Origin of the sequence: Tumebacillus lipolyticus (assembly GCF_042682745.1) — a bacterium.
Lineage (GTDB): Bacteria > Bacillota > Bacilli > Tumebacillales > Tumebacillaceae > Tumebacillus_A > Tumebacillus_A lipolyticus.
On record NZ_JBHUIO010000005.1, the window covers coordinates 889,104 to 901,380 of the forward strand.

Here is a 12,277-nt window from a genome sequence, read left to right on the forward strand (position 1 = left end):
TTTCTTACAGATAGGTCAAGCCTTCGTACATCGGGAACTTTTTGCAGAGCTCCTGCACTCTGTGCATCGCCTCGTTGATCTTGGTCTGATCGTCCTTGTGCTTCAGCGTCAACTCGATGATGTCGGCGATCTCGACCATCTCTGCGACTCCGAAGCCGCGCGAGGTGACAGCCGGCGTACCGATCCGCACGCCCGACGTGACAAACGGGGAAGCCGGGTCGAACGGGATGGTGTTTTTGTTGGTGGTAACGCCCACTTCGTCGAGCAGATGCTCCGCCTCTTTGCCGGTCAGACCGAGGTTGCGCACGTCGATCAGCAGCAGGTGGTTGTCGGTGCCGCCGGAGACGATGGTCAGGCCGCGCTCGATCAGCGCGCTCGCCAGCGCCTGTGCGTTGTCGACCACCTGTTGGATATATCCTTTAAACTCATCGCTCAGCGCTTCGCCAAACGCGACCGCCTTCGAAGCGATCACATGCATCAGCGGGCCGCCTTGAATGCCGGGGAAGATCGCTTTGTCGATCGCCTTCGCATACTGCTCTTTGCAGAGGATCAGACCACCGCGCGGGCCGCGAAGCGTCTTGTGCGTGGTGGAGGTCACAAAGTCTGCATACGGCACGGGGGACGGATGATGACCGGTCGCGACCAGACCTGCGATGTGCGCCATGTCGACCATCAGGTATGCGCCCACTTCGTCTGCGATCTCGCGGAGCTTTTGGAAATCGATCTTGCGCGGGTAAGCGGATGCGCCCGCGACGATCATCTTCGGCTTGTGTTCGAGCGCCAGAGCGCGCACTTTGTCATAGTTGATCAGGTGCGTATCCTCTTCGACCCCGTAGTCGACAAAATTATAATATTGGCCGGAGATGTTGACCGGGCTGCCGTGGGTGAGATGTCCACCATGCGACAGGTTCATCCCGAGCACCGTGTCGCCCGGCTTCAAGAAAGCAAAATAGACCGCAGTGTTCGCCTGTGCGCCAGAGTGCGGCTGCACGTTTGCATGCTCCGCGCCGAACAGCTGCTTCAGACGATCGCGCGCGATGTTTTCCACGATGTCCACATACTCGCAACCACCGTAGTAACGCTTGCCCGGATAGCCTTCCGCATACTTGTTGGTCAGCACCGTTCCCATCGTTTCCATCACAGCGCGGGACACGAAGTTCTCCGACGCGATCAGCTCGATCTTTGTACGCTGACGCCCAAGCTCTTGCTCGATCGCTTCTGCGACCGCACGGTCTACCAATCTCAAATGACTCATCTCAATCTCCCCTTTTTCAGAACTAAACGGCCTTAATGCCGAACATTATAGCATAATATCAAAAAAAAGTTCGTGTTTTTCGCTATTCTCTTCCGTTTTCTGCGAGCGAATAGTGCGCTCGCGCCCCGCCGATCAGCTTCGGGCGGGTGCGCGCCATCGTCAGGTGCGCTTCCCCGATCTCGCGCAAGCTGCCGCGCACCGGCACGGCGACCTGCCGCAAGTGCATGCCGATCAGCGTATCGCCGATATCGAGGCCGGCGTGCGCGCTGATGCGCTCGACCATCACCGGCTGTGCGAGCTGGCGAAATGCGGTGGAGGCGACCGCTCCGCCCGCCTTGGGCACGGGCACGACCATCACTTCCTCCAAGTCGAAACGGCGCAGTGTGGAGCGCTCGACGACCAGCGCGCGATTCAAATGCTCACAGCACTGAAAGGCGACATGAAATCCGAATCGTTCCCGCGCTTCGAGCACCGCCTCGACGATCAGGGCTGCCGCTTCCATCGAGCCGCCTGAGCCGATCTTCTTCCCGACGACCTCGCTGGAAGATGCGCCGATCACCAGGATCTGATCCTGATCGAGTTGCGCCGCAGCTTGCAGCTCTTCGATCGCTCGCAAAGTCTGCGCTTTGACTTCGGTGAGCTCGGGCGTCAGCATCCGCCGATCCCTGCATCGCGTCCGAAGCGCTTCTCGATGTCGGCGATCTTGCCGACGCGAGCTGCGTGGCGCCCGCCGCTAAACTCGGTGGTCAGCCAGAGCTCGACAATATCGTCTGCCAGGCCCGGGCCGATGACGCGCGCGCCCATCGCCATCACGTTCGTATCGTTGTGCTCGCGGGTCGCTTTGGCCGAAAACGTATCGTGCAGCAAGGCGCAGCGAATGCCCGGCACCTTGTTGGCGACGATCGACATGCCAAGCCCGGTTCCGCAGATCAGGATGCCGCGATCATATTCACCGCGCGCGACCGCCTCCGCCACCAAAATTCCGTAGTCCGGATAGTCGACCGACTCTTCCGAGTATGTACCAAAATCATGGTAGGAAAGCCCCAAGCTCTCCAACTTCTTCTTGACCGACTCTTTGAGCGTATAGCCGCCGTGGTCGGCTGCGATTGCAACTTTCATTGAGTTGACCTCCGTCACATGAGTTCGATTCCATTCTAGTATAGCGTACCCCGTCTGAAAAATCGTACCCGAAGTTTCCGAAAAGTGCTACTCTGTTAGATAGGAGAATTTAACTCTGTTAGATGGGAGTGGAAATTACGTGGAATCTGAGATGAACCAGGAGTCGCCACCGATACAAAAAGAGCAATGGCGCAACTTTTGGCGCTTGCTCGCCTCAACCAACCCGCCTAAACTGCTTCTGCTCGGCGTCTTGATCTTGAGCTTGGTCAACACGGGCGCTTCGTTGATCGTGCCGTGGTTTACGAAAAACTTGGTCGATGTCGTGACCGTGTCCACGCTCAACACCTCTGTGATCCTGCTCTTGATCGGCGCGTTTTTACTCCAAGGACTTTCATCAGGCTTTTCGCACTACATGCTCTCCTTCGCCGGAGAGAAGGTGGTTTCCAACCTGCGACGCCGCCTGTGGGAAAAGCTGCTCAAATTGCCGATCCCCTATTTTGATGCGCATCGCTCCGGCGAGACGATCTCGCGGATGACCAGCGATACGGGGATCATCAAAGACATCATCGTCACGCATCTGATCTCCTTTTTCACCAGCATCATCTCGGTGATTGGCTCGATCGTCATCCTGCTCTACCTCGACTGGCAGATGACGCTGGTGATGCTGACAGCCGTTCCGATCACCTTCCTGATCATCCTCCCGCTCGGGCGGAAGATCTACAAGATCTCCAAAGGGCTGCAGGACGAGATGGCCGGCTTCACCGGCTTGCTGTCGCAAGTGCTGTCTGAGATTCGCCTGGTCAAGTCGTTCAACGCGGAGAGCCATGAGGGCGAAAAGGGCGATCAGCGCATCCAACACCTGTTCAAGTTCGGGTTGCGAGAAGCGAAGATCCAAGCGCTGTTAGCCCCGATGATGACCTTCTTGATGATGGCGATCCTGGTCGTGATCATCGGCTTCGGCGGCGTGCGGGTGGCGACAGGTGCGCTCTCCGCCGGCGAATTGGTCGCCTTCATCCTCTATCTGTTTCAGATCATCATTCCGTTCGGACAGCTCGCACAGTTTTTCACCTCCCTGCAAAAGGCGATGGGAGCGACCGAGCGCGTGGTGAACATCTTGGAGCACGAAGAGGAAGATCATGTGGTGCAAAAAGCGGTGGAAGACCCCGCCCAGCCGATCTTGCTCGACGACCTGTCCTTCTCCTATCAGACGGGCGATCAGGTGTTGCACAACGTCAGCCTGACCATTCCCTCAGGCAAGGTGACCGCCGTCGTCGGACCGAGCGGGTCCGGCAAGACGACTTTGTTCTCGCTCTTGGAGCGCTTTTACCGCCCGTCGAGCGGAAGCATCCTGCTCGGCGACACACCGATCGACACGTACAACCTGAAATCGTGGCGGACGCAGCTCGGCTATGTCTCCCAAGAAAGCCCGCTGATGGCAGGCTCGATCCGGGACAACATCTGCTATGGCGTCGAGCGCGAAGTATCGGAAGCGGAGATGGTGCTTGCAGCCGAGATGGCCTATGCGCATCACTTCATCTTGGAGATGCCAAACGGGTATGACACCGAAGTGGGCGAGCGTGGGATCAAAGTATCGGGCGGCCAGCGCCAGCGGATCGCGATCGCCCGCGCGCTGCTGCGCAACCCGAACATCCTGATGCTCGACGAAGCGACTTCCGCCTTGGACAGCACCTCCGAAAAAGTGGTGCAAGACGCGCTGAACAACCTGATGCATGGGCGCACCACCTTGGTCATCGCTCATCGCCTCTCCACCGTCATCGACGCCGATCAGATCGTCGTCCTCGAAGCGGGGCGCGTCACAGGTGTCGGCACGCACGAAGAGCTGTTCGCCTCGCACGACCTGTATCGGGAGCTGGCGACCCAGCAGTTCCAACTGGACGAGAGCGACTCGAATCAAGTCGACTCGAACGAAGGCGACAAAACCGAATCTTGACGCGACAAAAGCCACAGTGCTCAACTGTGGCTTTCGCTTCGTCTTCGGAGGGCATCCGGTCGATCGCCGTATGCCCTCTTTCAGCAGATCAGTTCGCTTGAAACACTTGCTCGATGCGCTCAAGCGCCCAATCGAGCTCTTCCTTCGTGATGACGAGCGGCGGTGCAAAGCGGATCGTCGTCTCATGCGTCTCCTTGCAGAGCAGCCCGAGCTCCTTCAGCTGCTCGCAGTACGGACGAGCTGCTGTGGTCAGCTCGATGCCGATGAACAGACCGCGGCCGCGAACTTCCTTAATCGCCTCGTTTTGAATCGCCTGCAAACGCTCCAAGAAGTAAGCGCCCAGCTCAAGCGAGCGCTCGGAGAGCTTCTCCTCTTCCACCACCTGCAGCGATGCGAGCCCGACAGCTGCAGCCAGCGGGTTCCCGCCGAACGTGGAGCCATGCGAACCCGGCTCGAACACGCCGAGCACTTCCCGATCTGCCGCGACAGCCGAGACGGGGAACACGCCGCCGCCGAGCGCCTTGCCCATGATGTACACGTCTGGCGTCACATCTTCCCAGTCGGAGGCAAACCGCTTGCCCGTGCGGCCAAAACCGGTCTGGATCTCATCTGCCATCAGCAGCACGTTCTGCTCGCGGCACAGCTCCTGCGCCTGCTTCAAGAACCCGTCCTGCGGGATGATGATGCCCGCCTCCCCTTGGATCGGCTCGACGAGGAAGGCGACCGTGTTCGGCGTGATCGCCGCTCTCAGCGCTTCGATATCGCCGTAGGGGATGATGCGGAAGCCCGGAGTGAAGGGGCCGAAGCCGCGCTTGTACTCCTCCGCCGAAGAGAACGAGGTGATCGTGATCGTCCGGCCGTGGAAATTTCCTTCGCAGACGATGATCTCCGCCTGGTCCTCCGGCACCTGCTTCACCGAATAGCCCCAGCGGCGCGCCGCTTTCAGCGCCGTCTCCACCGCTTCTGCCCCCGTGTTCATCGGCAGGATCATCTCCTTGCCGGTCGCTTCGGCCAACGCCTCGTAAAAGACGCCGAGCTGGTCGTTGTAAAACGCGCGCGAGGTGAGCGTCACGCGATCCGCTTGCTCTTTTAACGCTTGGATGATCTTCGGATGGCGATGACCCTGATTGAGCGCAGAGTAGGCGCTCAACATGTCCATGTAGCGCTGCCCCTCCGCATCTTCTACCCAAACCCCTTCCGCCTTGGCGATGACGATCGGAAGCGGGTGATAGTTTTTCGCACCAAACTTTTCGGTCGTATCCATCACTTGACTCGATTGATTCATCGATGATTCCTCCTTTTCACTGTCCTCTGCACAGATTGTGCGGTGGACGCATTCGCAGGATTCCTGCTCAATCTCTTAATCTAGTATATCCTACCAAATGGTTGCACAACCACCAAAAAACCACAGCTATGCACTGTGGTTTTCTGCGCTCAACTTTTGAATCAGCTTTGCCAGCAGTGTGTCGATCTCCACCGCACACGCATCGTACACCTGTTGGGAACCGCCAAACGGGTCGGCGATCTCATAGTCGGGCAGCTGTCCCATCAGCTCCATCATCCGGCTGCTCTCCGCCTCGACGGTCGCTTCCAACTGCTGCTGCAGCCGCATCAGCTCTTGCTCTGCGCCCTGCGCGCCCCGCTGATAGCGCTCCTGAATCGACTGCACCTCGTCTGCCCGCTCCATCAAAAACAGGCTCTGCTTCATCTGCGCTTCCGCTTGCAGAGCGCCCATCTCATCGAGGATCGCAAGGTTCTGCGGATCGTCGTCCACAAACTCTTTGAGCGTGCAGGTCTTGTCGAGCGCCTCGATGTAGCGCTCTAAGATCGCGCGCTTGTGCGACTGGCCCATCGTCAAGATCAGATCGGCCCAGTCCACCAGCTCGCGATCTAAAGGCGATGCTGCGTGGGCAGCGCCATCCAGCCCTTTTGCCTTCAGCACGTTGATCGCTCCCTGCGATGCGGGCGAGCCTGACATCGCCGCCACGCCCGCCGAGCGCACCTCCACTCGACCTCCGAGGCCCGCCTGCTGGAGGCGCTTGCGCATCAGAGGCTCAGCCATCGCGCTGCGACAGGTGTTCCCGGTACATACAAACAACAGTTTCATCCGCTTCTCCCTCATTCCGTTCGCTTTTTTCTCCTTATCAGTATAGCCTCGGGGTGATCTGCCATGCAAATGAAAGTGAGCAGACCTGAGCTGCTCAAGCTATAACTTGTACACTCTTTCGACGATCGAGGCCTTCCCATCACCCGCCGTGCAGATGAAAATATTCGGCGACCAGCATCACCAGCGCGCCGATGATCGAGCCTCCCACCGTGATCACCTTGGACGAATGCCATGCTTCCGGCCACAGATCGCGAGCGACCAGATACCCCATCGCACCCGCCGCAAACGACATCGACAGCCCGATCAGCGAGGGGGACAGATCGAACAGCAAGAGCCCGACCAGCGTTCCCAGCGGTGTGAACAGCGCCGCCAGCGTAATGATGCTGATCACCCGCTTCCCGGAGATCCCCGCCAACCGCAGCGGCACCGCGATCGCCATCCCCTCGGGCAAGTTGTGCATCCCGATCGCAAGCGACAGCAGCACGCCGAGCTCCGCGTGAAGCGCGTTGCCCGCCCCGATCGCCATGCCTTCTGGGATGTCGTGCAAGGCGGTCACCACCGCCACATACCACCCGAGGCGCAGATAGCGAAAGGAGTCCTCCTCATAGAGCGGCGACCTTCGCAACACGAACGTCACACACCTCCGCAACAGCATCATGAACAGCCACCCGGCAGCCCCGCCGTACAGCACCGCCTCATTTCCGCCGCTCGCATGGGAGGCGGGAATCAGGTCGACCACGACCACCGCCAGCATGATGCCCGCTGCGAGCGCGAGGAAAAAAGCGAGCACATGTCGCGTCAGCTTGCCGATCCGAATCACCATCAGCCCGCCGAGCGTCGTTGCGAGCCCCGCCAGCAGGCTTAAAACCAAAATTGGCGCCACGCCTTCCCCTCCTCACAGCAAGAACTTGATCCCAAACGCGATCAGCACCGCACCGCCGACCGCCTCCCCATACTCGCCGAACAGATGGGAGGTCTTGCTGCCGAGCGAAAGCCCAGTCGCCGCCATCAGCGCGCCGCAGATGCCGAACAACGAGATGGCGATCGGCACGTTCACACCAAATGTGCCAAGCGAAAAGCCGACCGACAGCGAATCGATGCTGACCGACAGCGCGAACAGGATCAACCCGAGCCCCGACGTGCGAGACCCCCCGCGCATGTTCGCCTGCTCCTCATCTCCACGGAGTGAACTCCACACCATGTGCGCGCCAAGCCCAAGCAACAGCAACGCTCCGATCCACCGCGTCACCTCACCGACCGCTTGGGCCAAATACTGGCCGGCCACCATTCCGATCAAGGGCATCATGACATGGAAGAGGCCGATCATCAGCGAGATTTTCGCGATCTCCCGCCATGTCAGCCTCAACATCCCCATGCCTAGCCCGAGGGAGAACGCATCCATGCCAAGTGCGATCGCCATGATCAACAGGGAGGTAAACTCTCCCCACATTACACCTGTCACCAAGCGACGGTTCCTCCCTTCCTCGTCCTCTCCGTTCATGTGTATGCACCTTGTCCCTCGAAATGAACCAACCTTCCGCACACAAAAAAGCCTCGGCTCTTGCCCAGCCAAGGCTTATGAACGATCATTCGCTTGTGATCACCAGAAGAGCCTACGAGGCCCAAAGCCGAGCCCACCGCCATATCCCAAGCCGTAGCCTCCACCAACGCCGGCGGCGATGCCAGCGCCATATCCAAGACCGCCACCGAAGCCACCGCCCAAACCGCCGCCAATGCCTACGCCCGCCGCCGCACCGGCGAACGCGCCTACGCCAACCCCCAGGCCCGCACCGCCCAGCCCAAACATGCCGCCATAGGGGAGAAATCCACCACCAAAGAACACGTGCTCAGCATCGAGGCGATCGTCGCTTCGCATCGGAATCTGTCGCAGCACGACTCCCTTTGCGCTCGCTTTTTCCACGATACCTACATGAATGCCTTTGTTCGTCCGAATCGCCACCGCTTGGCCCACCAATTTTTTAAACTTGCGCTGCATACTATCACCTCCAACCATGCTTCACTGTGTTGATGATCTACCCTATCATATGTCCCAGCCTCCTCGAATGTGTGGACAAACACCATCGGCACCCGTCTAATCTGTTCGCAGCGCTCGAATGATCACAGCACCATGCCGCGCTGTTCCAACCGCTTGATCATCTGCTTGTGCAACCGTTCCATCCGCTCCAGCGCTTCTTGAAACCTCCCCTGCGCCTTCAGCTGCTGGCACAGGAACTGCGTGCTCTCCTCCAGCTCTGCGGCCTTGCCATGCAACTCGAAGATCGAGATCGCGTTTTGCAGATGCTTGTTCCCGTTCTCCTCTTCCTGACGTGAGTAACAGACGCTAGCGAGCACTAGATGCGCCTTGCCGTTCGCCGGATGATGAGGAGGCAGCAACTCACGCGCTTGCTCCGCATATCCCCACGATTCGGCGTACGAGCGATGATCCAAACAGACCTGCGCGATGTCTGCGTAGACGCTCCCCGCTTTCTCACCGCTCGCGTTCGCCTCATACTTCCTCGCGATCTGCATCAGCTCATCGACCGCTTGCCGCCAATCGCCTTCCCTGCGCTTGAGCAGAAGCAGCTGCCGCTTCCAGTCCTGCTTGCGCTCCAGATGATCCTGTTCATCCAACAGCGAGAAAGCGATCGTCGCATATTCGTCCGCCTTCTTAAAATTGCCCTGTCGATAGTGCACGTCTGCCAGCCGGAGGAACATGCTGCCTCGCTCCTCTTTGTTCGCCTGTTCGACCTGCAACGCTTGCTCATAATAGCAGGTCGCCTCCTCCACCTTGCCGACCTCTTCTGCCAGCGAAGCCAGCTGAATCAGCGCGCTCGCGTGCAAGCTAGGATCGATCGCTTGCTCCTTTTTTAGCTCGCGCAACGCCTTTTCTGAGTGGTACATAGCGACTGAAAATTCTTTCTTTTTACGAAACACCGTTCCGATCTGCAGCAGCGTCATCGCGAGCCGTTCATGATGCTGGTGGGAGTAGGCCCATTCGTACAGCTCTTCCAGATGGATCATCGCCTCCGCCTCATTCCCCAGCTCGATCTGACAGACGGCCAACTCGTAGAGCACGTCCATCCTTGGCACCGGATGATGTTGATGATGGAGCAGTTCGAGCAACAGGGGCTGTGCCGTCCTGTACTCTCGTGCTCGCACCATGCTCTTCGCCATCTTAAATTTGCTCGTGTACTCCAGATGGAGCGCAACATCTTCGAGCAGATGATCTAACGATACGTCGAGCCGCTCGGCGATCGCATACAAAATTTTGTACGATGGCCGTGCGCGATCGCTCTCAATCTGCGAGATCATGCTCGGAGTGCAAAGTCCTTGCGCCACTTCAATCTGCGTGATCCCTTTTTGCATGCGCAAATATTTGATGCGTTGACCTAGGGATTTCATAAGATCCTCCTCCAGTTTCCAACCTCCATTGTAAATAGAATAATAGAAGAGTTTCTTTTTGTAACATTTTAAAAAGAATTGGATTGTCAGAGCGAATCGTATGCATATGTCACGCAGGTGATCTGACATAAAAAACCCTCGTCCCGAATCGACGAGGGCTGTCTTTATCACTTGATGGCGCTAAGTCCTACCGGTTCTGGCGGCTTCGTCTGCGCATTTTCGCTACCTGCTGTGCTGCCGATCACCAAACCCATCACCGCGACCAGCAACAGGGCGGATGCGATCCATTTTTTCATCAAAATTCCTCCTCGTATAAATACTCACTTTTTGTATTTGAAAAGATGCGCTTCATTTCGTAGAACTTCATCGAAGTTACAGCGTCACCTTTCAAATAATGATATTCCATCAAACACTTGCTCGCATAATGCCTGACCTTCATGCTCAAGCCAGTATCGTTGAGGACCGATTCTGCAAAAGAAGGATCATCCTTCGCAACTGTGTACATGATCTGCATTTTTGCCCTGTACTCCGGATATTCTTTTGCCAGCTCTGCATATTTGTCCACCATTTTTATCGCGTTCGGGTAGTCGCGCACTTGCATCAGCGACTTCACATACTCCTTGACTGCCAAGATCAGGGTGTCTTCGAACGGTTGGGCGATGTTGATCGCAGCGGTCAGCGCTCGAATCGCCGTCTTGTAATTCCGCAGGAAGTATTCATAGTGTGCGACGTTGATCAGCGCGGTGCCGATCTGCTTGCCATCCTTCGTCCGCTCAAACTCTTCCAGCGAACGGTAGGCATACTTTTTCGCCTGTTCCAGATTCCCGCGTTCCTCTTCCATCTTCATTCGCACATAGTAGGTGATGCCCAGCTTGTTCGGGTCCTGCGCGTACGCCGCTTCCACAAATTCGAGCAGCTCTTCAAAGTTGCTATACTCCTTGCGAATCGTGTGCGACTGCATCATGTTGATCGTCACCAGGTGCAACAGCTGCTTGTCACCATATTCGGCTTCGACGCTCTTCGCATACTCAAACGCGGACAGCCACGTTCGATGTGCTTCCTCATACTGCTCCTGCAGGAATTGCACCTTGCCCAGATTGTTCAGCGCCAGCCCTCGCTCCGTCTTCCCCATCGCAAGCTGAACCACTTCGGCGGCGATCGAACGCGCGCGCGTAAGCATCACTTTCGTCCTTCGCTTCCCCATGACCAGCGCGATCAGCTCTTGTTCTTTCGCAAGGAGATCCTCCTGCTTCAAGCGGCTTGCGGAGATGCCCAACCCGTTCGCAATCTGCTCCAGCTCGGAAGGTGCGATGCGCCTTTCCCCCAAGAGCATCAGTCGCAGCGACTCCCGATTCATCCCGATCCGCTCCGCAAACGAGCGGATGCTCAACCCCTCCCCCAACTCTTCCATCAGTTCGGCGATGCGTCTCCCTAACGGTATCTTGGAGAGCGTCGAGATTGGCACGTACTCAACCGTTGACATGGAATGCCCCCCTGTTTGAACTATATGTTCGAAGGTTAACAAAATGTCAGAAATAATAACTAGTATAAGTATAGTTGGGTATTAGTAGTTTGTACATCAAGTTTTTTGTCGATTTTAATAGTAAAAAATTATTCTTTTCCAGCCATTGCATGATCCGGCACCTGCGCCCTCGGCACTGGCACGATCGATCTGACATAAAAAAGAGCCACAGCGGGAAGGACCGCGTGCGACTCTGTTACCGACTCGGCGTGTTGCTGATGTACCTGCTCAGCCATTTCAAAAAGACCTGAGCTCACTGCGCTCAGGTCTTGTCAAGGTACGTTCAGGGCGACGTTCAACTTACGCCCCGCGCTGCTTGGATTCCCCGTTCAGCACGCGAAACGAATCGCGATTCCAACGGCGCACGCCGACAACTCGGTCGGCCCCAAGGGCGCGATAGGCGCGCATGAAACTTTGATTCTGCGCGACGACGACCACCTTGCTCACGCCAGCTTGCTTCAGCGCTTGCACGATCAGTGCGCTCTCCAGCCAAGCCCCCTCGAAGACGACCGCCGTATCGAACTGGCGAATCCCTTCATGGTTGACCACATCATGCTTGTGCGGCCCGACTTTGATCACCGGCGCGATCACGCTCTGCTCGCGTAAAAATAAGGTCGTTTGTGCACAGAAATCCAGATAGGCGCATTCTACACCCATGGTGTGCAGCGTTTGGACGAACGGAACGGCCGACTCGTCCATCGTGACGATCAGACAACGGTTCATACTTTTCACCCTCTTCTCGCATGGCTTACGAAGTTAGCTGTCGGGTTAGGGTGGCAAGAGAGTTCAAGTTCACCCTTTCTGCTGCAGCAGAATTCACCCCAGAAAAATTGGGTCCTCCGCTTCCGGCGTTCACCGGAACTCAGCCTTCATAATCGGTTGTCACACCTCTATTATACATGATTCACCGCAAAATGTTGA

13 protein-coding genes and 1 riboswitch are annotated in these 12,277 nt (G+C 57.3%); of the genes, 1 reads left to right on the top strand and 12 read right to left on the bottom strand.

Annotated elements, in window-relative coordinates:
- Nucleotides 1–4: 4 nt before the first annotated feature.
- The 3 genes from ACFSOY_RS09355 to rpiB form a co-directional block, all read right to left on the bottom strand.
- Nucleotides 5–1,255, bottom strand: a complete 1,251-nt coding sequence (locus tag ACFSOY_RS09355; protein ID WP_386045945.1) for a serine hydroxymethyltransferase — start codon at nt 1,253–1,255, stop codon at nt 5–7.
- Between the two features lie 82 nt (nt 1,256–1,337).
- The gene (locus ACFSOY_RS09360; protein WP_386045947.1) at nt 1,338–1,910 is read right to left on the bottom strand and encodes a TIGR01440 family protein; all 573 of its coding nucleotides are present in this window, start codon (nt 1,908–1,910) and stop codon (nt 1,338–1,340) included.
- Nucleotides 1,904–2,374 carry a ribose 5-phosphate isomerase B gene (gene rpiB / locus ACFSOY_RS09365; RefSeq protein ID WP_386045948.1) on the bottom strand — a complete coding sequence of 157 codons (471 nt, stop codon included), beginning with the start codon at nt 2,372–2,374 and terminating at the stop codon, nt 1,904–1,906. The genes ACFSOY_RS09360 and rpiB overlap by 7 nt, the downstream gene beginning before the upstream one ends.
- A gap of 151 nt (nt 2,375–2,525) precedes the next feature.
- Between rpiB and ACFSOY_RS09370 the strand changes: the two genes are divergently transcribed.
- Nucleotides 2,526–4,325, top strand: coding sequence for an ABC transporter ATP-binding protein (locus tag ACFSOY_RS09370; RefSeq protein WP_386046796.1), 1,800 nt, complete (start codon nt 2,526–2,528; stop codon nt 4,323–4,325).
- 88 nt (nt 4,326–4,413) lie between these two features.
- Here the strand turns inward: ACFSOY_RS09370 and ACFSOY_RS09375 are convergent, their stop codons facing one another.
- The 9 genes from ACFSOY_RS09375 to ACFSOY_RS09415 form a co-directional block, all read right to left on the bottom strand.
- Nucleotides 4,414–5,610 (bottom strand): ornithine--oxo-acid transaminase, encoded by a 1,197-nt coding sequence (locus tag ACFSOY_RS09375; protein ID WP_386045949.1) that lies wholly within the window; start codon nt 5,608–5,610, stop codon nt 4,414–4,416.
- A gap of 126 nt (nt 5,611–5,736) precedes the next feature.
- Nucleotides 5,737–6,432 carry a low molecular weight protein arginine phosphatase gene (locus ACFSOY_RS09380; protein WP_386045951.1) on the bottom strand — a complete coding sequence of 232 codons (696 nt, stop codon included), beginning with the start codon at nt 6,430–6,432 and terminating at the stop codon, nt 5,737–5,739.
- A gap of 139 nt (nt 6,433–6,571) precedes the next feature.
- Nucleotides 6,572–7,315 carry a ZIP family metal transporter gene (locus tag ACFSOY_RS09385; protein ID WP_386045952.1) on the bottom strand — a complete coding sequence of 248 codons (744 nt, stop codon included), beginning with the start codon at nt 7,313–7,315 and terminating at the stop codon, nt 6,572–6,574.
- Nucleotides 7,316–7,327: 12 nt separating this feature from the next.
- Nucleotides 7,328–7,894 carry a manganese efflux pump MntP gene (locus ACFSOY_RS09390; protein ID WP_386046797.1) on the bottom strand — a complete coding sequence of 189 codons (567 nt, stop codon included), beginning with the start codon at nt 7,892–7,894 and terminating at the stop codon, nt 7,328–7,330.
- A 138-nt stretch (nt 7,895–8,032) separates the two neighbouring features.
- Complete coding sequence (locus tag ACFSOY_RS09395; RefSeq protein ID WP_386045954.1) at nt 8,033–8,428, bottom strand: hypothetical protein; 396 nt, start codon at nt 8,426–8,428, stop codon at nt 8,033–8,035.
- A gap of 122 nt (nt 8,429–8,550) precedes the next feature.
- Nucleotides 8,551–9,834: a helix-turn-helix domain-containing protein gene (locus tag ACFSOY_RS09400; RefSeq protein WP_386045956.1), complete on the bottom strand. Its 1,284-nt coding sequence runs from the start codon at nt 9,832–9,834 to the stop codon at nt 8,551–8,553.
- Between the two features lie 167 nt (nt 9,835–10,001).
- Entirely contained in the window at nt 10,002–10,130 is a 129-nt protein-coding gene (locus tag ACFSOY_RS09405; RefSeq protein ID WP_386045958.1) for a hypothetical protein, read from the bottom strand.
- On the bottom strand, nt 10,130–11,317 hold the full coding sequence (locus ACFSOY_RS09410) for a helix-turn-helix domain-containing protein (protein WP_386045960.1): 1,188 nt from the start codon (nt 11,315–11,317) through the stop codon (nt 10,130–10,132). The genes ACFSOY_RS09405 and ACFSOY_RS09410 overlap by 1 nt, the downstream gene beginning before the upstream one ends.
- A 339-nt stretch (nt 11,318–11,656) precedes the next feature.
- A complete protein-coding gene (locus tag ACFSOY_RS09415) occupies nt 11,657–12,079 on the bottom strand; it encodes an NAD-binding protein (protein WP_386045962.1) in 423 nt (140 codons plus the stop codon).
- Between the two features lie 8 nt (nt 12,080–12,087).
- Nucleotides 12,088–12,234, bottom strand: a riboswitch (cyclic di-AMP (ydaO/yuaA leader).
- Nucleotides 12,235–12,277: the final 43 nt, after the last annotated feature.